This is a genomic window from Mesorhizobium sp. LNHC232B00, assembly GCF_000502435.1.
Classification (GTDB): domain Bacteria; phylum Pseudomonadota; class Alphaproteobacteria; order Rhizobiales; family Rhizobiaceae; genus Mesorhizobium; species Mesorhizobium opportunistum.
Genome location: NZ_AYWP01000019.1, coordinates 68461 through 92272, shown reverse-complemented (window position 1 = coordinate 92272; position 23812 = coordinate 68461). Strand labels below are relative to the sequence as shown.

At 59.1% G+C, this 23812-nt stretch carries 22 protein-coding genes and 2 pseudogenes; 17 read left to right on the top strand and 7 right to left on the bottom strand.

Going from position 1 to position 23812, the window contains the following annotated elements; translation table 11 throughout:
• Positions 1–133 precede the first annotated feature (133 nt).
• Positions 134–1099 (bottom strand): alpha/beta hydrolase, encoded by a 966-nt coding sequence (locus X743_RS147715; RefSeq protein WP_031258037.1) that lies wholly within the window; start codon positions 1097–1099, stop codon positions 134–136.
• A gap of 566 nt (positions 1100–1665) precedes the next feature.
• Here X743_RS147715 and X743_RS147720 point away from each other — a divergent pair.
• Both X743_RS147720 and X743_RS0136585 read left to right on the top strand, forming a co-directional pair.
• Positions 1666–2643, top strand: coding sequence for an alpha/beta hydrolase (locus X743_RS147720; RefSeq protein ID WP_032923284.1), 978 nt, complete (start codon positions 1666–1668; stop codon positions 2641–2643).
• A gap of 177 nt (positions 2644–2820) precedes the next feature.
• Positions 2821–3570 (top strand): glucose 1-dehydrogenase, encoded by a 750-nt coding sequence (locus tag X743_RS0136585; RefSeq protein WP_031258036.1) that lies wholly within the window; start codon positions 2821–2823, stop codon positions 3568–3570.
• Positions 3571–3774: 204 nt separating this feature from the next.
• On the opposite strand, the gene X743_RS1000000171010 is transcribed toward X743_RS0136585, so the two are convergent.
• Positions 3775–4002 (bottom strand): DUF680 domain-containing protein, encoded by a 228-nt coding sequence (locus tag X743_RS1000000171010; RefSeq protein WP_013896614.1) that lies wholly within the window; start codon positions 4000–4002, stop codon positions 3775–3777.
• Positions 4003–4419: 417 nt separating this feature from the next.
• On the opposite strand from X743_RS1000000171010, the gene X743_RS147725 reads away from it, so the two are divergent.
• The 8 genes from X743_RS147725 (at position 4420) to X743_RS147760 (ending at position 9452) form a co-directional block, all read left to right on the top strand.
• On the top strand, positions 4420–5190 hold the full coding sequence (locus tag X743_RS147725; protein ID WP_085984582.1) for an alpha/beta hydrolase: 771 nt from the start codon (positions 4420–4422) through the stop codon (positions 5188–5190).
• 65 nt (positions 5191–5255) lie between these two features.
• Positions 5256–6014 carry an SDR family oxidoreductase gene (locus tag X743_RS147730; protein ID WP_023767334.1) on the top strand — a complete coding sequence of 253 codons (759 nt, stop codon included), beginning with the start codon at positions 5256–5258 and terminating at the stop codon, positions 6012–6014.
• A 70-nt stretch (positions 6015–6084) separates the two neighbouring features.
• Entirely contained in the window at positions 6085–6486 is a 402-nt protein-coding gene (locus tag X743_RS147735; RefSeq protein WP_013896611.1) for a cupin domain-containing protein, read from the top strand.
• Between the two features lie 68 nt (positions 6487–6554).
• Positions 6555–7202, top strand: a complete 648-nt coding sequence (locus tag X743_RS147740; RefSeq protein WP_023767333.1) for a hypothetical protein — start codon at positions 6555–6557, stop codon at positions 7200–7202.
• A gap of 58 nt (positions 7203–7260) precedes the next feature.
• Positions 7261–7698, top strand: coding sequence for a CBS domain-containing protein (locus tag X743_RS147745; protein ID WP_023767332.1), 438 nt, complete (start codon positions 7261–7263; stop codon positions 7696–7698).
• 209 nt (positions 7699–7907) lie between these two features.
• Positions 7908–8642: an ATP-binding protein gene (locus X743_RS147750; protein WP_031258034.1), complete on the top strand. Its 735-nt coding sequence runs from the start codon at positions 7908–7910 to the stop codon at positions 8640–8642.
• Positions 8643–8693: 51 nt separating this feature from the next.
• On the top strand, positions 8694–8975 hold the full coding sequence (locus X743_RS147755) for a GNAT family N-acetyltransferase (protein ID WP_023767330.1): 282 nt from the start codon (positions 8694–8696) through the stop codon (positions 8973–8975).
• Positions 8976–9020: 45 nt separating this feature from the next.
• Entirely contained in the window at positions 9021–9452 is a 432-nt protein-coding gene (locus X743_RS147760; RefSeq protein WP_023767329.1) for a DUF1810 family protein, read from the top strand.
• A gap of 48 nt (positions 9453–9500) precedes the next feature.
• On the opposite strand, the gene X743_RS147765 is transcribed toward X743_RS147760, so the two are convergent.
• From X743_RS147765 to petA, 4 genes are all read right to left on the bottom strand, one after another.
• Complete coding sequence (locus tag X743_RS147765; protein ID WP_023767328.1) at positions 9501–10409, bottom strand: pirin family protein; 909 nt, start codon at positions 10407–10409, stop codon at positions 9501–9503.
• Positions 10406–11974, bottom strand: a complete 1569-nt coding sequence (locus X743_RS147770; protein WP_023767327.1) for a mechanosensitive ion channel family protein — start codon at positions 11972–11974, stop codon at positions 10406–10408. The genes X743_RS147765 and X743_RS147770 overlap by 4 nt, the downstream gene beginning before the upstream one ends.
• Positions 11975–12132: 158 nt before the next feature.
• Positions 12133–13428, bottom strand: a complete 1296-nt coding sequence (locus X743_RS147775; RefSeq protein WP_023767326.1) for a cytochrome b N-terminal domain-containing protein — start codon at positions 13426–13428, stop codon at positions 12133–12135.
• 15 nt (positions 13429–13443) lie between these two features.
• Entirely contained in the window at positions 13444–13920 is a 477-nt protein-coding gene (gene petA, locus X743_RS147780; RefSeq protein WP_023767325.1) for a ubiquinol-cytochrome c reductase iron-sulfur subunit, read from the bottom strand.
• 470 nt (positions 13921–14390) lie between these two features.
• Here petA and X743_RS147785 point away from each other — a divergent pair, with 470 nt between their 5' ends.
• From X743_RS147785 to X743_RS147795, 3 genes are all read left to right on the top strand, one after another.
• Complete coding sequence (locus X743_RS147785) at positions 14391–14975, top strand: glutathione binding-like protein (protein ID WP_023767324.1); 585 nt, start codon at positions 14391–14393, stop codon at positions 14973–14975.
• Between the two features lie 322 nt (positions 14976–15297).
• Positions 15298–16356, top strand: a complete 1059-nt coding sequence (locus X743_RS147790; protein WP_031258032.1) for an alpha/beta hydrolase — start codon at positions 15298–15300, stop codon at positions 16354–16356.
• Positions 16357–16486: 130 nt separating this feature from the next.
• Positions 16487–17467, top strand: a complete 981-nt coding sequence (locus X743_RS147795) for a Dyp-type peroxidase (protein ID WP_198028468.1) — start codon at positions 16487–16489, stop codon at positions 17465–17467.
• Between the two features lie 831 nt (positions 17468–18298).
• Here X743_RS147795 and X743_RS0136580 read toward each other — a convergent pair.
• Positions 18299–18433, bottom strand: a pseudogene (locus X743_RS0136580) (transposase); the annotation flags it as partial.
• 281 nt (positions 18434–18714) lie between these two features.
• On the opposite strand from X743_RS0136580, the gene X743_RS147800 reads away from it, so the two are divergent.
• From X743_RS147800 to X743_RS147810, 4 genes and pseudogenes are all read left to right on the top strand, one after another.
• Positions 18715–20085, top strand: coding sequence for an adenylate/guanylate cyclase domain-containing protein (locus X743_RS147800; RefSeq protein ID WP_023767320.1), 1371 nt, complete (start codon positions 18715–18717; stop codon positions 20083–20085).
• A 237-nt stretch (positions 20086–20322) separates the two neighbouring features.
• Positions 20323–21234: an AraC family transcriptional regulator gene (locus X743_RS147805; protein WP_023767318.1), complete on the top strand. Its 912-nt coding sequence runs from the start codon at positions 20323–20325 to the stop codon at positions 21232–21234.
• A 217-nt stretch (positions 21235–21451) separates the two neighbouring features.
• Positions 21452–22853, top strand: a pseudogene (locus X743_RS10235) (sugar ABC transporter substrate-binding protein).
• 128 nt (positions 22854–22981) lie between these two features.
• Entirely contained in the window at positions 22982–23710 is a 729-nt protein-coding gene (locus X743_RS147810; RefSeq protein ID WP_031258024.1) for an SDR family oxidoreductase, read from the top strand.
• The last annotated feature ends 102 nt before the right edge of the window (positions 23711–23812 follow it).

Sequence of the window (23812 nt, the reverse complement as noted above, 5' to 3'; positions counted from 1 at the left end):
TGGTGTTGAGGCTACACTGCCAAGCTCTTGCCGCGCATCGCCAGCTAACGGCGGCGCATTGGGAAAGCTTTGGAGCGGCGTATCTCCATCACGGCGACTATCGCTAATGTTGTGCTTCAGCCAGCCGCGAAGCTTAGTATGCTGGTGGCAGGAATTCGATCAGGGCCCTTGTGACGGCGGCCGGCTGCTCCTCCGGAACCCAATGGCCTGAGCCTTCGACTACTACGGCCCGTACGTTTTCGGCGACGTGGCGGAGATGGCCTTCGTACATCGATGCCAGGCCACCCGAACCGCTTATACCGAGTACCGGCATCGTCAGCTTGTGTTTTGCAAAGGCTTTGTTCTGTTCTTCGTCACGCGGGAAAGCCCGGTAGTACTCGAAGCCTGCGCGCAATGCGCCAGGCTGGGCATAAGAACGGCCGTAGACTTCGTCGGCTTCGGTGTCGAACGCGCGAGTATTTACCCCCTCTGCATTGTGAAACCACTTTAAATACTCAAGCTCGCGACCGGCAATGAGCATTTCCGCCACGTCGCGTACGGAGTGGAAGCGAAAATGCCAAGTGCGAGGGCCTTGGATCAATTCGTTCCACGGTTCGATGCCTGGCAGCGGGACGTCAACGATTGCCAGTGTGGTGACTTCCCCCGGGTGCTGCGCCGCATAGGAATAAGCGACCATGCCACCCATATCGTGACCGACGAGATTGACGACCGGACCAAGGTTCAGCTGATTGACAAGTGCTCGAATATCCTCGGCAATCGCCGCCTTTTCGTAGCCGGCCGCAGGCTTGGCGGTGTCCCCCAAACCGCGCAAATCGGGCGCAAGTACCGTGTAACCGCGCGCCACCAGTTGCGGCATTACAAAGCGCCACATGTATGAGGTCGTGCCCCAACCATGCAACAACACCACGGTTTTCGGGCCGCCTGCTGCCAGCAAATAGTGATAGGCCACACCGTTAACGTCGGCCTTGCCTACGACGATACGTGCCGACGGGTCGGTCGATTGCCCGAGCGGCACGCCGGAGTGCGGTGCGCTGGCAGAAGTCGATGGCCCGGCAGCAAGAACCGCAATGAGGAAACCAGAAAGAAAGCTAAGGCGCATAAAGCACTCCGGGGTTGTGAGGTCCAAAGTGCTCCAAGAGCGGCAAATGCCGTGCAATTTCTATAAGGCGAAAGCTTTAAAGCCTTTGTCATTATAATAACGCGTTGTACACCTAAGCATATTGCGCTCTGGCCGGCGGTGAGTTGATTACTCAACATGAGGACCACGTAGGCGAAACCTATCGCGGTCCGTTCGGGCGGTGACTTGCTCGCGATCAGCCGCTCCTCGTTTTGAGAAGAATCCTCATACGGCTTGATAGGTCGTGTTTGTGACAGCCGCACGCGGCACGTCGCGCACGAACCAACGTCATCGCATCATTTGCCCCATCTCAGCGACAGTTCCAGCACCTCGGCGTACCTACCCTGCACCTTGGCATCGTACGACACATGCTTGCGTAGAATAGGTTCGCGGGGCGGATCGGCGCATCTTCTCCCTCGCAAGCCATCACGATCATCGGGCGTCGCCGCTCCTTCGCCCGCTCCTCCCCCCGAAAGCGACGGTGCAGGTCGACCCGGTGATCGTGATGGTGAGCCGACCCGAGAAGCCGCTCACCAAGGATGGACACGATGAGTATGGATGGACTTTTCACCCTCGGTGCAACCCGCCGCGACGTCTTGTTGGCCAGTTTTTCAGCGGCGGTCATAGCCGGACTGCCAGTCGCTTCGTCATCCGGCGCCCAGCAAAACCCACATGTTCCCACCCCTCAATCAGGACGCAAAACAATGAGCACCATCACAACCAAGGACGGTACGGAAATCTATTACAAGGACTGGGGTAGGGGTCCGCCAATAACCTTCTCACACGGCTGGCCGCTGAATTCCGACGCCTGGGATGCACAGATGCTCTTTCTGGCCCATAATGGCTTCCGCGTGGTTGCTCATGACCGGCGGGGCCATGGCCGCTCCAGCCAGGCCACGTCCGGCAATGACATGAATGGCTACGCGGACGATCTTGCAGCCGTGATCGAGGCGCTGGATCTCCGGGACGCCACGCTGGTCGGGCATTCAACCGGGGGAGGCGAGGTCGCTCGCTATATCGGACGGCACGGCACGGAACGCGTGGCCAAGGCTGTTCTTATCGCCGCTGTTCCGCCGATCATGGTGAAAACGCCGACCAATCCGGAAGGTCTTCCGATCGAAGTGTTCGACGGCATAAGGGCTGGCCTCCTCAAGGATCGCTCGCAGCACTATCTGGACCTCGCACAGTCGTTTTATGGTGCAAACAGGCCAGGCGCCACGGTCTCCCAGGGGGTTCTGAATCAGTTCTGGCTCTGGAGCATGCAGGTCGGTCTCGTGAATGCATATGAATGCGTCAAAGCGTTCTCCGAAACCGACTTCACCGAGGACCTCAAGAAATTCGATATACCGATCTTGATCCTGCATGGCGAGGACGACCAGATCGTCCCGGTCAAGGATTCGTCAGTCAAGTCGGAGCGGCTGATCAAGGGCGCAAAGGCCATATATTACCCCGGCGCGCCCCACGGGATCACGGCCACACACCAGGACCAGGTGAACGCCGATCTGCTCGCCTTCCTCAAGGGCTAGTGCTCTCAAGCGGCGGTCATGGCTGGCCGCACAACACCGGTGCGGCCAGCCTGACTATGAAAACTCAGCATCGATGGCTCCTGGAGAAGCTTTCTGGTCTCAGCCGTCCGAGTTCACGCTGAGAACTGCGGTTGGCAACTGCGGCGGCTCTCGTGAAAATCATCAGAGGCAATGCAAATGGGTATACTTTCAGGAAAGACCGCGTTGATCACCGGGGGAAACAGTGGGATTGGGCTATTCGCCGCGAAAGCTTTCGCGTCGGAGGGGGCGCAGGTCGTAATCACCGGCCGGAGACAGCGTGCCGTCGAGGAGGCAGTCTCCGAGATCGGAGCCGGCGCACTGGGCATTCAGGGTGATGTAGCCGACGTGGCGCACCACGAGGATGTCGCGCGACAGATCCATCAGAGGTTTGGGGCGTTCGATATCTATATGGCGAACGCCGGCGTGAACACCATCACGCATTCGTCGGCAGTTACCGAAGACGAGTACGATGCGCAGTTCTCTATCAATGCGCGCGGCGTCTTCTTTGGTGTGCAGAAACTGATCCCGCTGATGCGCGATGGCGGCGCAGTCATACTGACGGGATCAATCGCCAGCGAGAAGGTCTTGGAAGGCCATGCCGTTTATGCAGGCTCCAAGGCAGCCATCGGCGCCTTCGCGCGCAGTTGGGCGATAGAACTGAAATCGCGTCGCATACGCGTCAACGTGCTCAGCCCCGGCCCCGTGGATACGGCTATTCTCGACAAACTGGGTGTCCCGGCCGAAATGCGAGCATCCTTCGAGAAGTCCATGGCCGAAGCAATTCCCCTTGGTCGAATGGGCCAGCCGGAAGAACTGGCAAAAGCCGCTCTGTTCCTGGCCTCGGACGCGAGCAGTTTTGTCACCGGTGTCAATCTGCGGGTCGACGGCGGAATGGCATTGCTTTGAGCTGGGGTAGCCAAGTCGCTGCCGTTTGACGGTCGAGCGTCGATCGCCATCCCACCCGGCCAGATCCAAGGTGAAAGGTGGTTTTATAGCTCCCCGGTCTCAGAACCTGTGTCAGGGCCCCCACGCACTTTCAAGGTCCTTTGGAAAGCGTGAAGAGGACCGGGGCGACGCCCCGGTCCTTCCAGGTTCTACAATTTTCGGGTGCTAGTGACCCCAGATGCCCTGGCCCGGGTCCTTGCTGGGAGCAATCGGCTTGCGCACGGTCTCCTGCACGCCGGCATCGTTGCCCGTCTTCCTGATCGAGGAGGTGTGCATGCTCTCGGAAGAAGTTGCGGGTTGCTGGACCGAGTTTGATCCGTAGTGATCGCTTCCGGCGACGGCGTTTCCTGCTGCAACAAGAAGGATTGCGGCAGCAAGAGATGTGTTCTTCATTTTGGTAACTCCATGGTTAATTTTGGATCGTATTCACAATAACAATATAAATGCTGCGTCATTGCGGAACGATCAGACGATGTGGCTGTTTGATCCATACGAAAGCATGGGCTGTGAAGGTCTAAGGTCAGGGCAATGTCGTTCGCGGTGGGAGTCTTGCCGTTACGCCGGGGCGGCAGTGGTGTTTGGAGGCAGCAGCTCCATGGATTTGTATTGGTCACGAACCCCTGCGCTGCCGGCGATCCGCGTGCGGAATACCCAGGTCACCTGATCGCAGCGATGACCCACCCTGCACCTTGGCATCGTATGACCGACCATTCCGCACAATAGGTCGGCGCCCCGGATCGGCGCATTCTTCTCCACATTGGTCAAACGGAAGGCCGACAAAGGAGAAAGCAAATGCGAAATGTCACTGGAATCCTGGCGCTGGCCGCCGCGCTTGCCGTCGCGGGTGGCGCAACGGCGCAGGCGGCCGGAGCGAAGCCCAAGCCGACGATCGTGCTGGTGCACGGGGCCTTCGCCGAATCGTCAAGTTGGGACGCGGTCATAACCAAACTCGGCAGGGACGGCTATGTGGCGAAGGCGGCAGCCAATCCCCTCCGCAGCGTCGCCAGCGATGCCGCGGCGGTCTCGGCCATCATCCGGTCGGTTCCCGGACCGATCGTGCTGGTGGGGCATTCCTACGGCGGACCCGTGATCACCGAAGCCGCCAACGGCAATCCCAATGTGAAGGCCTTGGTATACGTGGCCGGATTCGCGCCGGATAACGGCGAATCGAGCGCCACCTTGTCCAGCATGTTTCCCGGCAGCACTTTGGCAAGCGCGCTTGCTCCAGTCGCGTCGCCGAACGGCGGCCAGGATCTCTTCATTCAGCCGGACAAATTCCGAGCCCAGTTCGCGGCTGACGTTCCCGAAGAGCAGTCGTCGCTGATGGCCGCCACCCAACGCCCGATCGCGCAGGCAGCCCTGGCCGAGCCCTCGGGCGTAGCTTCATGGAAAACGCTGCCGTCCTACATGATCTACGGCACCGATGACCGAAATATCCCGGCAGCCGTCATGAGCTTCATGGCCAAGCGCGCGCACGCCGTGAAGACGGTCGTCATCGAGGGTGCTTCCCACGCGCTCATGGTCTCGCACCCCGACGAGGTCACCTCACTTATCGAGGACGCCGCATCGGCCAGCGAGTAGCTCGCCGGAAAGCCGACATTCGACCAACACCCGCAAATCAACACCCTCAACAAAGGAGATTGGAAATGAAGATCGTCGTCATCGGCGGAACCGGGCTGATCGGTTCCAAGACTGTGGAAAGACTGCGCAGGAAGGGACACGACGTGCTTGCGGCCTCACCGAATTCGGGAGTGAACACCGTCACCGGAGAAGGGCTGGCCGTCGCTCTTGCCGGGGCACAGGTCGTCGTCGATCTCGCGAACTCACCGTCATTCGAGGAAAGGGCCGCGCTCGAATTTTTCGCGGCATCCGGGCGTAATCTTCTTGCAGCCGAAGCGGCCGCCGGCGTCCGCCATCACGTCGCGCTGTCTGTGGTCGGCACCGACCGGCTGCAGGACATGGGGTATTTCCGCGGCAAACTGCTTCAGGAAAAGCTGATCAAGGAGTCCGCTATCCCCTACACGATCGTGCACGCCACACAGTTCTTCGAGTTCACCGCCGCCATCGCAAACACCGGCGCCGTAGGGGATACCGTCCACATGTCACCGGCGTACTTCCAACCAATGGCAGCCGACGACGTTGCCGATGCGATGGCGGACGTCGCCCTAGCAGCGCCAGTGAACGGCACGATCGAAATTGCCGGCCCCGATCGCGTTCGTATGAGCGAGCTCGTCGGTCGCTTTCTAAAGGCCACCAACGATCCGCGCAAAATCGTCTCGGATCCTGGCGCTCTCTACTACGGTCAAGTGGCAATCGACGATCAAACGCTTGTCCCCGGCGAGAACGCGCGTATCGGCGCCGTCCACTTCGACGACTGGCTCAGCCGATACACGCCACCGGCGTAAGTACCAACGCCGGTTTCGCGACCCATCAGACCAGCATTCCCTAGCTCTCATTCCAACAAGGATATCGGACATGATCAGGAAACTCCTCTGTGCAGCGCTCGCCGCCGCATCCGTCACCGCAGCAATGGCCAAAGACGCGGACAGCGTGAAGCTCGTCTACGACCACGCCCTTCCAAATGTGCCCGGCAAGAGCTTGAAAGCCGTGCTCGTCGAGTACGGGCCGGGCGGGACATCGCCGGCGCATACCCATCCCAGTTCCGCGTTCATCTATGCCACGGTGCTGGAGGGGGCGATCCGAAGCCAGGTCAACGGTGGGCCCGTGAAGACGTACCGTGCAGGCGAAAGCTTCTCGGAATTTCCGGGCGACCATCACGCCGTCAGTGAAAACGCCAGCAAGACGGAACGCGCTCGCCTGCTTGCGGTCTTCGTCGTCGATACCAACGAGACCAACCTGACGACCTACGCGAAATGAACTGGTGACGCCCTTGCCAAGGTAAGGGCGTCAAACCGACACACAATCGGCGAAGGAAAGGCACTGACATGGATGCGATCGCCAGGCGCACGCTTGCAGGGGTTTCGGTCCCCGATACGCCGCTTGTCGGCCGGGCGATCGAACATGCCCGCCAGCTATGTGAACCGTATTTGTTCAACCACGTGGTTCGATCATGGCTTTTCGCCGTCCGCATCGCACAGGTCCAGAACATCGAGCACGACGGTGAAGTTGTTGCCGTCGGAACCCTGTTGCACGACGTCACGCTCAACGAGACCTTCGCCGGGCCGCGCCGTTTCGAGGTGGAAGGCGCCGATCTGGCCCGCGCCTTCGTCCGGCAAGGCGGCTTCGACGAGCGTCGTGCTCAGTTGACATGGGACAGCGTCGCTCTCAATTCGACGCCGTCGATTGGCCTCTACAAGGAAGCCGAGGTGGCGCTGTGCACAGCCGGCATCTGCCTTGATGTCGTCGGACTGCAATACAGTCTCATCTCTTCCGCCGAGATAGCCAGGATCGTCGGCGAATTTCCGCGTCTTCAAATGAAGCGGCGGATGACGCGATGCTTTTGTCACATCGCCAAGGTGAACCCGGAAACGACCTACGACAACTTTGCCCGGGATTTCGGTGAGCGCTTTGTGGCCGGCTACAAGGCGCCGTCTTCAGTCGATTTTGTGATGAACACTCCCTTCGAAGAGTAAGCGAAACCTCGAACCTGATCTCTCCGGCTGCGGCCGCGAGAGGCCTCAAGAGGGCATCATGCGAATTGACAGTCTACATCCAGAAACATCGGCGCGCCTTGCGGCGGTCGACCTCGACACGTCCCTGCGGGCAGCTGCGCTATGGCTGTCTAAGCCGGCCATAGGCCTGGTTGTCGTATGCCATGGCAGTGGCGAGGCGGCAGGCGTGCTGAGCAAGTCAGACCTTGTCCGTCATCTGGCGAATTCGGGGTCGGCGGAAGCGCCGGTATCGACACTGATGAGCCGGTCTTTCGTATCCTGTGGGCCCGATGACGACCTGCATTCGGTCTGGCAGACCATGACAACACAGCGGCTCCAGAACCTACCGGTGCTCGGCGCCGGCGCTAAGCCGATAGGCGTCCTCGATATCCGCGACGCGATGAAGGCGCTCTTCCAACAGGAAGAGCTCCAGGAGCGGCTGCTCGCCAACTATATCGGGGGCGTTGGCTACCAATAGAGGAGAATCTCGCGACGGTGCGATGAGCACGAAAGAGCGGGAGATCTGTCTCGCGAGATGTTTGGTCCCGCACTGGCGATGGTCCGCAGATCGCGGGACATATACTGCAGTATGGTTTGGCTTCTTACTCGATCTAATCGACCACTCCCGTCCTCTATTGTACCGTCTTCAAGCAACTGAATTCTGCGTGAGCAAACATGAGGGTTACAATGTCTCGTCCGGAAGTGAAAGTGGATGTCTTCGACAGCCCGCCCGAGATTCCACGAGATGGCCTGCCCATTCAGCTAGCGACCGCCGGCATCGTTCATGACCTTGGCAATCTCATCCAGGTCGCCTCGTCGGCATTGAATCACCTGGCCCGTGATCCGAGCGTCTCGGCGGCTCCAGCGCTTGGGCATGTAATTTCGGGCGCCAGAACTGCCCTGGAACGAGCCGGCGCGCTTGTCCGCCAGACTATCAGTTCCGCCCGAGAGAGCCGCAGAGAAAGCGAATATGCAAATGTCGGCGCCTGTCTGGCTGAAATCGAGACCCTCATTCGAAGTGCGTCGGATCCCAAGATTCGTCTTGAGGTTCGAGTGACGCCGGACTTGCCTTCAGTGAGGTGCAATCGCCTGGATTTGCAGAACGCGATTCTGAACCTGGTATTCAACGCGCGCGATGCATCTCCCAACGGAGGCCTGATCTCGATAAATACCGCAGTGGTCTTTGATGGCTCCTCAGCCGCTCAGGTGGATATCACCACCGCCGACCACGGTGTGGGAATGACCGCCGAGACGATTGCCTTCGCATTCGATCCCTTCTTCACCACAAAAACGGAGGGCCTCGGCGGCGTCGGCCTGCCAATGGTCAAGCGCTTTGCCGAAGAGTCAGGCGGAAGCATCGATATTCAGAGCGCGCCCGGGGCAGGCACAACTGTCACGCTACGTCTGCGCGCGATGCGATAGCGACCGGGCAAGCTACATCGAGCCTCACGCAACGCACATCGAGAGATAGAGATGCACGCAAAGGTCACAGAAAACATTCAGCAGCATCGGTTCGAGCTCCCGATCACCGGTCAAGCCTTCGCAGTGGCCTACTATTCGCTCCAAGACGGCAAGGTAGCGCTGATACATACCGAAGTGCCTTCGGAATTTTCCGGACAGGGGATCGCGTCGCGGTTGGCGCAAGGCACCTTCGAATTGCTCCGCAAAACGGGCCGCAAAGCGGTCTTGAAGTGTCCCTTCATGAGCGGCTTCGTCGCCAGGCATCCGGAATACACCGATGTCGTTGCAGGGTGATCAGGCCCCGAATACAGCTGTTTGCAAAAAAAGGTCTGAGTCGAGATGGACGACCAATATAATTTGCAGAGGTTCGTCAACGCTCAGGATCCGGTCTACGGCGACGCCCTGGCTATACTGCGTCGAGGCATGATGTGTACTCCATACATGGAGTTGATCTTCCCGAGGTTGGCTGCCGGGCTAAGCGACACTGACGCCGATCCGTACGCGATCACATCACTCGACGAGGCAGGCGCTTACCTCCAATCGCCGATACTGGGCGTTCGTTATCGGGAATGCGTCGGCACACTGCAACGACTTTCCAATCTAAGTGCTCGCGCGGTCTTCGGTGATGAAGATACAAAGAAATTGCACGCGTCCCTAACGCTGTTTTCCGAAGCAAGTAACGACGAGTTCCTGCTCGAGACCATCTTCGACGTATGGTTCGACGGTCAAATCGACGAGGGCACGATGCGCAAACTCTACTCGATGTCATAACGCCGCCGGCGACCGGCGGATGTGGCTACCGCCGAAACCGTCACCGCCCTATTCTTCCTGTGGCAGAGGCATCAACCCGTGTTCGCCTGGTACGCCGGGGAAGCGGCCTTCGCGCCAGTCCGCCTTTGCCTGCTCAATCCGTTCGGCTGAGGAGGAGACGAAGTTCCAATGAATATAACGTGGTTCGGAAAGAGGCTCGCCGCCGATCAGCATCAGCCGCGCGGCATGGAAGGCAGGCGCCTGGAGCACGATCTCAGCGTCCGGCTCCAGCATGATCAATTCGCCTTCACCGAACGTGCCAAGTTGGCCCATGACTTCGATCTCGCCGGCGACAACATAGATCGCACGCTCGAGATATCCGGGTTTCACCTGATATCGCGCACTGCTGGTGAGCACGATTTCGGCGCAGACCAGGTCGGAGTACGTCCTTGCCGGAGACACCAACCCGTCGGAAACCCCGGCGATTAAAGTGAACTCGACCCCGTCGCCACAGATCCGTGGGATTTCGGGAGCGCCATAATGTGAAAAGTGGGCGGCAACTTCTTCGTGCTTGGTGGGGAGGGCCACCCAGGCCTGAACGCCGAAGAGATTGCTTCCTGGTGCTCGGGCTTCTGGCGACGTGCGTTCGGAATGGACGATGCCGGACCCGGCCGTCATCCAGTTGACCTCGCCGGAGCGGATGGTCTGCACTTCACCGAGATTGTCGCGATGGATAATCTCCCCGTCGAACAGATAGGTCACGGCCGCAATCCCGATATGCGGATGCGGCCCCATGTCGAAACCGCGACCTGCGTCGAATACCGCGGGGCCGAAATGGTCGAACAGGATGAAGGGGCCGATCATCAGGCGGTTCGAGGAGGGCAATACGCGCCGTACCTTCAAACCGTCGGCAAACTCACGCACGCTCGGCTGGATGAGTGCCTCGATGCCGACGATGTCGCTTTGGCGGATGGTCATGAATCTCTGTCCTTTCGAATGCCTGGTCGACCACGTGCTCGAGCGTGCTCCGATGGGGCGGTGTGGAAGACAGCCTGAATGGCTTTCAGGAGCGCGAATTTGGAGCTATCGTGCTGCTGGCCGGGGATGCCGGTTTCGCCGTAAGCCGAAGTCCCCCTCGACAGGGTTGCCACAAGATCATCGGCCATCTCGGGCCTGTCGAGTAGGAGCGGCGCGAAGCTCTGCTGGTCTATCTGGTAGACCACGACGTGGGTCATTGCCCGCAATGTCGACGTCTCGCCAATACCTGCGAGCAGGCCGGTCTCGCCGAAGAAGTCGCCAGGTGCAAGCCGGCCAACCTCCTGCACGTTGGCATTGCTTTGGACATGTTGCCGGACGATGACGCCCTTCCGGACAATCATGAGGGATGCCAGCATCTCTCCTTGTTCTGCAATGACGTCGCCCTTGCGATAACTGCGAACCGAGGTCGTCGCGGCAAGCGCCTCCTGCTCGGCATCCGTTAGCGTCGAGAAGATCGGTATGGCCTTGATCAGGTCGATCGCGGCGAAGCCTTGGGAGGTCGGCGTCCCGTCGATTGGCGGGGAGGTCACTGCAATCGAAGCCGAAAGTGGCGCTGCCAGCAGCACCCCGACCGACCTTGAGTGGCGATAGACGAGATCGAAAATTTCGTTCCGAGCTGTAATCCGCTGATCAAGGCTGGCGACGCGAAATGACAGCTCGATCTCGATTGCCGCCCCATCCAGGCTTGTGATGGCTACCACGGGCGAGGGGTCCTGGAGGATCGAGTTGCAGCTCAGCAGGACCATGCGCATCGTGTCTACGATGATAGCCGGCGTCTTCGTCAGAGACATCTTTACCGTCACGGCAAGTCCATGGCTCTCGTCTGGGCCGCTAAGGTTTGTTACCCCGATTTTGGCGACAAGGCTGTTCGGAAGTGCGATGACGTTGTGGGCCGGGGTGAGGAGTTGGGTCGAGCGCCAATTGGTCTCGACGACGCGGCCCTCGGTTCCGTCGTTCAGGATGATCCAGTTTCCAAGCACATAAGGGCGGCCGAGGTTAAGCGCGATTCCCGAAAATACGTCGCCAAGCGTATTCTGGAGCGCCAAACCTAGCATGACGGCAAAGACGCCCGACGTGGCGATGAGCGTTCCGACCGGCACGGCAAAGACGAACGCCAGGATTGAAAGGAGCATTCCCGTATAGACGATGCCGACCACGACATCCTGCAGGAGGCGTGCCTCGCGCGGCTGCCGCTCGAACACGATATAGATACGGACAAACCCAATTAGCGCCCAGGCAAGATGGACCCACCACAGCAGCTTGACCGATCCGATGAGGATCGCTCCACTGGTCGTCCCATCGCTTCGTGCGGGCTCGTATGGGACGACCCGCAGTTCGAGAACCATGATCGACATTGCGAGGAAAAACACGAGCTGGACGATCAACCTCGCATTGGCGAAGCGTCCCGGAACGAGGTTCCAAACGACGATTCCGGCGAGGCCGAGCGACACGATGTATATCAGAGGTGAGTTCCACCAGTTCATCACCGGACCCAGATCGACCATGATCGCAATCCCTGTTTTTCATCATTCGGAGCAGAGCGGTTGCTGGCGCTCGACATAAAGTTGTCTCGTCGCCTCGACGCAACGGTTCGGTCCAGAGCGTGTTGCTATCGGCGCCTTTTGAGACGGGCTGGCGAGACACGATCATCGCCTCTTCCCATCTACGTTTGGTCGCCGGCCACCGCGATCGCGCCTTTGCCGCCGGCCCCCTTGTTCTTCTCGAGCACCGCTTCAGTGATCGAGTTGGGCAGCCGCCGTGGCTTCTCGATTAAGCCTAGCACCGGCAGTGCGATCAGGAAGAAGGCGAAGTAGTAAAGCGTCGCCAACTGAGACATGACGACGTAATTCCCTTCGGCCGGCCGCGAACCAAGCCAGCCGAGAAACAGCCCGTTGGCGACGAAGAGCCAAAAGAACACCCTGTACCATGGCCTGTAAACGGCCGAGCGAACCTTGGACCTGTCGAGCCACGGCACGACGAAAAGCACCACGATCGAGCCGAACATGGCGAGCACGCCACCAAGTTTGGAATCGATCGGCCCGACATTGAAGGTGATGGCGCGCAGGATCGCATAGAAGGGCAGGAAGTACCATTCCGGCACGATGTGCGCAGGCGTCTTGAGCGGATTTGCGACGGTGTTGTTGTCAGGATGGCCGAGATAGTTCGGCAGGTAGAAGACGAAATAGGCGAAGAAGAACAGGAACACGATGATGCCGAACGCGTCCTTGACGGTCGCATAGGGTGTGAAGTCCACGACATCGGTTTTTGATTTCGCATCAATGCCGGCTGGATTGTTCTGCCCGACGACGTGAAGCGCCCAGACATGCGAGGTCACCACACCTGCAAGCACAAACGGCAACAGGTAATGCAACGCAAAGAAGCGATTCAGTGTCGGATTGCCGACCGCGAAACCGCCGAGCAGGAGCCGCTGGAACCAGTCGCCGGCCAGTGGGATGGCCGTGAAAAAGTTGGTAATGACGGTGGCGCCCCAGAACGACATCTGTCCCCAGGGCAGCACATAGCCCATGAAGGCGATCGCCATCATAAGCAAGAGGTTGGTGCATCCGAGCACCCACAGCAGCTCACGCGGCGCCTTGTAAGAGCCGTAGTAGAGCCCGCGGCAGATATGGATGTAGGCGGCAATGAAGAAGAAGGAGGCGCCGTTCGCGTGGAGAGAGCGCAGCAGCCATCCCGAATTCACGTCGCGCATGATCTTCTCGACTGAATTGAAGGCCAACCCGGTATCTGGATCGTAATGCATGGCAAGCACGATCCCGGTCAGGATCTGCGAAACCAGCATGACCGTGAGAATGCCGCCGAACGTATAGGCGTAGTTCAAGTTGCGCGGGACGGGATAGACGATGAAGCTATCGTGCACCAACCTCGGCAGCGGCAGGCGGGCGTCGAACCAGCGTTCAATACCGGTCTTGGGCGTATAGGTCGAATCTTTGTCGCTCATCGAAATCGCCCCATCTCAGCCGATACGGATTCTGGTGTCGGAAATGAATTGGAACACCGGCACCGCCATGTTCTCGGGCGCTGGGCCTTTGCGGATGCGGCCGGCAGTATCGTATTGCGAGCCGTGGCACGGGCAGAGCCAGCCTCCGAACTCGCCTTGCTGACCAACCGGGATGCAGCCGCTGTGCGTGCAGACCTGGACCATCACGATCCAGGCTTCCTTGCCCGGCGCTGTGCGGTTGGCGTCGATTGCAGGCGCATCGGCCGGCAGATTGGCGTTACGGGCGACCGAATCCTTGAGCTCGGCCAAGCTGACAGCTCTGCCGTCCTTGATTTCCTTCTCCGTGCGGTTGCGCACGACGACGGGCTTGCCGCGCCATTGCACGACCAGCGACATTCCCGGCATCAGCGAGGAGACGTCGACTTCCACCGCGGCCACAGCCTCGGCGGGCAATGCGGCAGTGCCGGTTTCGGTCTGGGATAGCTCGGCCATGACGACGACTCCTCTGATTGGAAAGCTGCTTCAGTGCGTCGGCGTGCAGTCGGAAAACCCGGCCGCGGCCTTTCGCCGTTCGCGTTTGCTCATTTCGAGTTGAACTATGCCGGCCGCAGCGGGATGTGGGCCATCGTGCCAAGGGCCCATGTGTCCAATACTTTCGTTTATGAGCCCTGAGCGAAGGACTGCGGGACTTTCGAGGACGCCAGGCGTAGTGGATTGCGAATCCTTGGTTGTTGCCGTTCCCCACTTGAGCGGGATTCCGGCATTGCACGGGCAATCGCAGAACGATTGCTTGGCTGATCATACCTCGGCATAGGCACGCCTACCTGTCGGTGTCGTAGCCTTCCTCCCCGGCAAGTGAGATCTTCTGGAGCCTGATGGACACCGCTGGCAAGTGCCCAGCTAGGCGGGCGCCGCCGCCGGACAATTGCGAAGCTTCGTCAGGATTCAAAAAGGGAAAACCCGTGAAACTTTACTATAGCCCTCTCGCCTGCAGCCTGGCCGACCACATAGCACTGGAGGAGGCGGGTGTCGCCTTCGAGCGCGAAACGGTCAATCTCAAAACCAAACGAACGGGCTCCGGCGACGATTTCACCACTGTCACGCGCAAGGGGTATGTTCCCGCCCTCGTGCTGGATAGCGGGGAAACGCTGACAGAAAATGTCGCCGTCCTCGATTGGATAGCGGCGCAATACCCGGCACTCGGCGTGGAAGGGCCGATGGGTCGTACGCGCGTTCTCGAAGCGCTGACCTACGTCTCGACCGAAATACACCGAAGCTTCAAACCCATGTGGCACCAAGGCAGCGACGCTGAAAAAGCCAAGGCACGCACCACGATTACGGCGCAACTCGATCTCTTCGCGAACGGGCTCAAGACGGATTATCTGTTCGGCGAGAAACCCAGCGTGGCGGACTTCTACCTTTTCGTGATGCTGCTTTGGGCAGCCCGCTTCCAAGTCCCTGTTCCCGCTCCTTTGGAAGCGCTGCGCGCCAGAATTGCGGCCCGCCCGGCCGTTCGCATCGCAATGAAGCGCGAGGGCCTTGCCTAAGTGCGAGACCGGCCGCGTGTCGTGTCACCCTTCAGCCACAACACATTACGAAGGAGTTTGTCCATGCTTCGGTTGCTGCATAACCTCCACCTATTCGCTGCCAAGCGCGGCGACGGGTTACGCCCCGAATTTGTAAGGATGGGAGGCGAGGCGCCACTCAGCTTGCCCTTCCCGTGTGATCAAACGCAACTTTCTACGCTGCCCGGCAATCGCGTCATGCCAAGGCACGCAGGGTGGGAACGCCAAGCCGATGAATGAAGGTGATGCCGATGCTGCGCCAAAGCAGGTGGCATCCGATAGTGCCGGGGAAGAGGTTGCGAGGATGGAAAATCCAAGACCGCCGGGAGAAATTGATCGCTATCGCAGGGCCTTTGTCGGCGTTGCTGCAATGGGTCTGGCTGCTACTCAATTCACGACAGTGCGCTCAGCTAAGGCGCAAGGCGTTTCAGCGCTGAACGGAGCAACGACAGAACGCTCGACGGCTGCCTCGTTCGCGCTCCGGCAAATCGACGCCGGCCTGCTGAACGTCGGCTATGCTGAAGCTGGTCCGCCCAACGGTCCCGTCGTTATCCTCCTTCACGGCTGGCCCTACGACATACATAGCTTTGTCGATGTCGCTCCCTTGTTGGCGATGGCGGGCTATCGGGTGCTCGTTCCGTATTCGCGCGGTTATGGCACGACGCAGTTTCTTTCCAGTCAAACTGTCCGCAACGGCCAGCAGTCGGTGCTGGCTGTCGATGTCATTGAATGGATGGATGCGCTGAAGATCGGCGAAGCAATCGTCGCCGGCTATGACTGGGGCGCACGCACAGCCTGCATCATCGCGGCGCTCTGGCCGGAGCGTTGCAAAGCTCTCGTTTCGGTCAGCGGTTATCTGATCGGCAGTCTCGCCGCAAACAGAATGCCGCTGCCGCCGAAGGCCGAGCTCCAATGGTGGTATCAGTACTACTTTGCGACGGAACGCGGCCGTGCCGGCTACGAACAATACCGGCGTGATTTCGCAAATCTTATCTGGCGGATCGCCTCGCCGGAATGGGACTTTGATGACGCCACATTCGATCGCAGTGCTGCGTGCCTCGACAACCCGGATCACGTCAGCATCGTCGTCCACAATTACCGCTGGAGGCTCGGCCTGGCTCGAGGCGAGCCGCAATATGACGTTCTGGAAAAGCGGCTGGCCGAAAGCCCGGTGATCACGGTGCCCACCATCACCCTCGAAGGGGATGCCAATGGGGCGCCCCACCCGGACAGCAGTTCCTACGCCAAGAAATTTTCAGGCAGATACGCGCATCGGATCATCACCGGCGGAATTGGCCACAACTTGCCGCAGGAAGCCCCACGGGCTTTCGCCCAGGCAGTCATCGACGTCGGCGAATACTGATCGGGCAAAATCGTGACCGGCTGATGCCGAGATGATCCTGAGACTACCTCGAATTAGGTGAACCGCAACTCCGCCGTTCCCCGATGCCCATCGACCAGGTGCGTTACGAACAAGATAAGGAGGATCTATTGTGGACTTGACTTTGCCATCCCCTGTTTCCCAACCCGTCGTCGCGCAACTGACGCGGGCCGCGATATTTCTCGTCGTGACGGTCAATTCCGGAGCACAACACGAAGCGACCGTGCGCGCCTTATGTGGCGATCTTTCCGCGCTTCTGCGCGCAGTCGGCTCCCGTGACCTGGACGGCCGGCTCTCGTGTGTCATGGCGTTTGGCTCCGATGCATGGGGCCGTTTGTTTGGAGCCTCCAGACCGAAAGACCTGCATCCATTTCGCGAGATCCAAGGCCAGCATCATGCCGTCTCGACGCCGGGCGACATCCTCTTTCACATCCGTGCCACGCATATGGATCTTTGCTTCGAATTGGCGACACAGATCATGTCGCAACTCGATGGTGCAGTCTCCACGGCGGATGAGGTGCACGGCTTCAACTATTTCGATGGCCGCGACCTGATCGGCTTCGTCGATGGCACTGAAAACCCGGTGGATGATCGCGCCGTCAAGGCCGCGATCATCGGCGAGGAGGACACCTCATTCGCCGGAGGGAGCTATGTGATCGTGCAGAAGTACCTGCATGATTTGAAAGCCTGGAACGCGCTCCCCATCGAGAAGCAAGAGGGAATTGTTGGCAGAAAAAAGCTCTCAGATATCGAACTGGACGATGATGTGAAACCGACCTCGGCGCACAATGCGCTGACCACGATCTTCGAAGACGGAGAGCAGTTGGAGATCGTCCGCGACAACATGCCGTTTGGCGACGTCGGCAAGGGTGAGTTCGGTACTTATTTCATCGGTTACGCCCGTTCGCCGCGCAGAATCGAGCAGATGCTCGAGAACATGTTCATTGGCCGCCCGCCAGGCAACTACGATCGGTTGCTGGACTTCAGCCGTGCGGTCACTGGCACATTGTTCTTCGTCCCGTCGACGACATTCCTGGAGAACCTTGCAACGGGGGAAGTCATCTCGACCACCGGTCCGGGCCTGTCGGGTTGACCTGTTCGGAGTAACCGTCAACAGGTTCCCCACCGAATATGAAACGCACGAACGACACCCCCACTTTGGCTTTCCAACGCTACACTGGCCTTGGGCGATGAACGGGACCGTCGATGTTCCCGGTCTGTGCTCTAAAGTCGCATAAATGGCACACTGGAATTGGGGCAGCGGATATGCCGATAGCACCCATGATGGATGGGGCAGATATATAAATAAAAATAAGCTATTTACGAGCCGCTGTGTGCAAAAATCGCACACGGAAGTTCTGCTTCTCTTCTTTTTTCGTTCCCGCGACGGAGCCGCCGACAGACCTATCCGGACGCTCTTCTGCCGACGACATTGACCCGTTCCACCGCAGACGTTCGCTGCGGTATCCGTACCCCTTATTGTCCGATACAGCGTACAATTCGCCTGAGGTCCATGGAATCCGGTGTTGGACAAGCTTGATCTGCACTCACGCATCGCTGGTGATACAGGTTGGCAACATCTTATCGCATCAGAGCCGAGCGCGGGTGCATAGGGGACTCGAATTCGCAGTTTCGGATCGCTACGGCTCGCCGGGATCGGCGAAGCCGCCAATTACGAGTTCTTCATAGCCCTTCGCCAGGGCGCGAAACCGAGATCGGGACCGCACAGAGGCACTGCGCCTTGCCGGTGGTTCCATTCCGACACTTCGGGACCGAGCCGTTGCTCTCGCTCGCAAGGGGAGTGAAGTGCGCAGCTGTGACATGACCGGCGTAGGAATACGCCGGTGTATCTGTCCCGGACGTGCAAAGAGGGTCTGATTGTGAAGATCGGCTCCGGGCGGCGTCGCGCCGCGGAGCTCAACACCTCGCGCACCCATTTGCGCAGCACATTCTCGTGGAGATCGAGGTCGCGGGCAGCCTGGGCCGCCGCAACGCCCCGATCCTTGATTAATCTCACCGCCTCAAGCTTGAACTCGCGGCTGAACTTCCTTCTTTGCATTCCAACTCTCCAGTTCCGTTAAACACCTTCATCTCGGTGTCCACGAAACCGGCAGCAGGCCAATCGTATCCCGGAAATCTGACTTGAGGACTGGATCATCGCCGCAGGTGCTGCGGTACCAACGCGCTCCAGAGAGTCGAGAGTCCCAGCGCCCAGGCGCCCTACGGCTTGAGTCGGCTCTTGCGTGATGGCCAGGCTGGCTTTTTCCGCATACAGTTAGGGACTATTTTGAGTTAGCGGCTCGAAAGGTTCAAACCGAACCACTAGGTGGCCACCACGTGATGCAGTTCCCCACCATGCTGGCTTCGACGTTGGCTGAAGTTTGGCCAAAACAATTGAAACTTCACGGCGCCAAAGAGACGGAAATATCGGCCACCGGCGAGAAGGCGCTGGCGGAGGCGCAGCGCAAAGGCTTTCGGTTGGCCATTTTTGGTAGGGCGTTCGCCTTGACTGCGTTGGCGTTTGTATTTCTAGCGGGTTATCACTACCCCACAAATATCGCTATATGGCTATTTACGCTGTTACTCGCCTTTGCAGGCCTGTTCGCGTTGAGAACTGCCGAAACCTGGCTAGAGAATGCCACTCGTTATATCTTCTTTTTTACCGATGCCGCTCTTGTGTCGGCAATCCTCGCAGTCGCTCCGTTAAGTAGTGGCGATGACATCCCCCAAAATCTTGTATTCCTCACAACCAGAGGCCAATTCTACTACATCGTCATCGCCGAATCGATCCTGACTCTATCACCTATCATCGTCCTTTGGACGGGAATTTGCTGTGCTGTCGGCCTCACTCTCTCTACGATATGGATCGCCTCGGGGATGCAAAACACACTCTCATTCGGGGACCTACCGGTCGCTCCATCGGCGGAAGTCTTTAATCGTGTTGTTCTGAATCCAGATTTCCTCGGGATTGAATCGCGCGTGGAGGAGGTTCTCATCCTGTCTGCAGTCACTGGGATCGCAGCAATTGCGGTCTATGGCGTTCGTTCGGTTGTGCTTGCAAGAGTTTCAGCTGAAGAAAGACGTCGTCAGATGCAGCGAGTTTTCGGCAAATATGTGCCGGCTGCAGTCATTTCGCAACTCGAGGGGGATGGGCAACTCGCCCCGCAATCTCGAAGGGCAACACTTCTGTTCGCGGATGTCGAGGGGTTCACCGCCATTTCGGAAAAGTTGCAGCCGCATGAGGTAATTCACCTCCTGAATGAGCTCTTCAGCTCAATCAGTGAGAAGATCACGCTGCATGGTGGGCTTATTGTGAACTATTTTGGTGATGCTGTTATTGCGGCATTCAATGTGCCCCTGCGCCTTGAGAAACACGAGCTGAGCGCGGTTCGAGCAGCCAGGGATATTGTAGCCGCGCTGGAGACTTCAAAATTCCACGGCCATCGGTTGCGTCTCCGCATCGGAATAGCGACTGGTCCGGTTGCCGCGGGAACGGTGGGAAGCGATGAGCGGCTATCGTTCACTCTCTATGGCGACACCGTGAACCTCTCCCAGCGACTGGAAAGTTTGAACAAGGAAGTTGGGACAACTTGTCTCCTGAGCAAAGCAACCTACGATGCCGTCCAGCACGACATAGAAGGCATTCGAGCCCTCGGCGCTTACTCGCTTCGAAACAGGCAATCTGAGGTTGAGGTATTTGCACTCGCCTGAACAACCCGGTTGGGAATGTGGCATGCGATGAGCAGGTGAGGTTGCTCTGCAGGGCAGCGGACCGGCCTATGTCTGGGACAAGCGGGTGATGCAGCATCTGGCGAGTAGCGCGTTCATCCGGTGCCTTGATTGCTGGTGCATCCCGGACATGGCGTTTTCTATTATCCAAGTTGACGCGACAGTTCTGCAGGGCTGCGCGCCGCGTCCGGATCTGAGCCAGATGGCGGAGGATGTTTGATGAGGGAAACCAGTCACAACTTGGCGCGGCTGCAGTCGCCGCAGTTCGAGCGCATCGTTCCCGCAGCAGGTGAGAGCTTTGTGTGGCGTATCGACGATTATCCGTGGCACAGGTCGGTGTGGAACTGCCATCCGGAAGTGGAAATCCATCTCATCCGGCAATCCTCGGGAACTGCCCTGATCGGTGACTTTGTCGGTGAGTTCATGCCAGGGGACCTGACCATCGTCGGGAGCTGGCTACCACATGACTGGATTTCACACTGCAGGCCCGGCCAACAGATCGTCGGTCGCGACCTCGTGATCCAGTTCGACGCCAAGGCGATGGAGGGAGCGGCAACGATCTTCCCCGAAATCTCCGCAATAAACGACCTTCTGGAGCGCGCGGCGAGTGGCGTCCGGTTTACTCCGACCGTGGCCGTAGCATTCGCGTCCGCAATGGAAAACTTGGGAAAACTGTCCGGCGCAAAACGGTTTGGGGCCTTCCTCTCTCTACTCGCCGAGATGGCCGCGACGCCGGAGTACCAGATTCTTTCCGGCACGCGTATGTCCAGCATAAGAAGCAAAGAGTTGCAGAAAATGCAGGCCATCTTCTCATTTATCCAGAGCAATCTGATGGGTGACGTTTCGCTGGCGCGGACCGCCGAGATCAGCGAAATGACCGAGACGTCCCTAAGCCGGTTCTTCAAAAAACGGGTCGGCCAAAACTATGCACAGTTCATCACCCTTCTCAGGATAAGCAAAGCCTGCGCCCTCCTGGCGACAACGAACGAAACGGTGTCGACCATCGCGTTTGAATGCGGCTACGAAAACATCTCGAACTTTAACCGGCGGTTCCTGCTCCTTCGTAGATGCACGCCCAGCGAATATAGGAGGGTGTATCTCCAAGACCGAAACACGGCCAAGTATCCGTGAACGTTCGCGTCGCCGATAATCGGATTGCAAAAAGGGGGTGTCGGCGCAAGAGTTGGCCATCGCTCACGTGCTATTCCGAATAATAATAGGACAAGAAAGTATCACTGGTTGGCACGTAGGGCTGTAGAGAGCCAGGGTTGGCGGCGGTATGGTCCTTGTCGGCAGCCACCAAAGGTTTGAGGAGAACTAGGCTGCTCGAACCGTGGGAGAGAGACACATGAAATTCGAGACAATTATGCTGGGCTTTTGCTCAGTGCTGGCGATGGCCAATTTCTCGTCGGCCGAAACGTTGACGATTGCCACCGTCAACAATGGCGATATGGTCCGCATGCAGAAGCTGACGGACGACTTCACCAAGGCGAATCCCGACATCACGCTCAACTGGGTCACGCTTGAAGAAAACGTGCTGCGCGAGCGCGTCACCACCGACATCGCCACTAAGGGTGGCCAGTACGATGTGCTGACCATCGGCACCTACGAGGTTCCGATCTGGGCCAAGCAGAGCTGGCTGTTGCCGCTCGACAAGCTCGGCGACGACTATGACGCCAAGGACATCATCCCGGCCATCGCCGGCGGCCTTTCGGTCGACGGCAAGCTCTATGCAGCACCGTTCTACGGCGAAAGCTCCTTCGTCATGTACCGCAAGGATCTGATGGACAAGGCTGGCTTGAAGATGCCCGATGCCCCGACCTGGGACTTCATCAAGCAGGCCGCCGACAAGATGACCGATCGCGCCAATGGCGTGAACGGCGTGTGCCTGCGCGGCAAGGCCGGCTGGGGCGAGAACATGGCCTTCCTCACCGCCATGTCGAACTCCTTCGGCGCCCGCTGGTTCGACGAGAACTGGAAGCCGCAGTTCGACCAGCCGGAATGGAAGAACACGCTGCAGTTCTATGTCGACTTGATGAAGGCCGACGGCCCCGAGGGCGCCTCGTCCAACGGCTTCAACGAAAATCTGGCGCTGTTCCAGCAGGGCAAGTGCGGCATGTGGATCGACGCCACCGTCGCCGCCTCCTTCGTCTCCGACCCAAAGAACTCGACGGTCGCCGACAAGGTCGGTTATGCGCTCGCCCCCGACAATGGACTTGGCAAGCGCGGCAACTGGCTGTGGGCCTGGTCGCTGGCCATTCCGGCCGGCACGCAGAAGGCTGATGCTGCCGAGAAGTTCGTCTCCTGGGCGACCTCGAAGCACTACGCCGAACTGGTTGCGGCCAAGGAAGGCTGGGCCAACGTTCCTCCGGGCACGCGCTCCTCACTCTACGCCAATGCCGAGTACCAGAAGGCGGCTCCGTTCGCCAAGATGACGCTGGACTCCATCAACGCCGCCGACCCGACGCATCCGACNGCTCTACGCCAATGCCGAGTACCAGAAGGCGGCTCCGTTCGCCAAGATGACGCTGGACTCCATCAACGCCGCCGACCCGACGCATCCGACCGTCAAGCCGGTGCCCTATGTCGGCGTCCAGTTCGTCGCCATCCCTGAGTTCCAGGGCCTTGGCACCACCGTCGGCCAGCTCTTCTCGGCGGCACTTGCCGGCCAGTCGAGCGTCGACGATGCGCTGAAGCAAGCCCAGGACGCTGCCACGGCAACGATGACCGAGGGCGGTTATATCAAGTAGGCTCCTCCCGGTGCCGAATGCCGGTGCCCATCCTAGCCGGCAAAGGGGCCGCCCGAATCCCAGTCCGGGCGGTCCTTTTTTTGCTATCATCCCGCAAGGTCCAGCGATTCAAATTAGGGCGAGATGTCATGGCGAGAGAGTTGGAAGGCAAGATTGCCGCCGTCACAGGGGCTGCGTCAGGCATCGGGCTGGCGAGTGCTGAGGCGATGTTAGCAGCAGGCGCTCGCGTGGTGACGATCGATCGTGATCAGTCGGCCCTCGAGGCGATCCAAGCGAAGCGCGGGGACTCGATCATCCCGCTTGTCATCGACCTCCTCGATCCCAAGGATTGTGCGACGCTGATGCCACGAGTTCTGGAATCCGCAGGTCAGCTCGACATCTTTCATGCCAATGCGGGCACCTATGTGGGTGGTGACCTGGTGGACGCCGACACGGGTGCCATCGACCGGATGCTGAACCTGAACGTTAACGTCGTGATGAAGAATGTGCACGATGTGCTGCCTCATATGATCGGGCGTCGGACGGGCGACATCATCGTCACCAGCTCCTTGGCCGCCCATTTTCCAACGCCATGGGAGCCGGTCTACGCATCGTCAAAATGGGCGATCAACTGCTTTGTGCAGACGGTCCGACGTCAGGTGTTCAAACACGGCATTCGGGTTGGGTCGATTTCGCCAGGCCCTGTGATCAGCGCGCTACTCGCGGACTGGCCACCGGAGAAGTTGAAGGAAGCCCGGGAATCGGGAACCCTACTGGAAGCAGCCGAAGTGGCAAATGTGATCACCTTCATGCTCACGCGCCCTCGGGGCATGACGATCCGCGACGTGGTGATGATGCCAACCAACTTTGATCTCTGAGGTCCTGGACTACGCCGGCAGCACATCTTTCCGACGTCACGCCTCGGTCGAAGTTCTCGCGAGCAACGAATTGAACGTCAGCTTCTTCACATGCTCTTCACC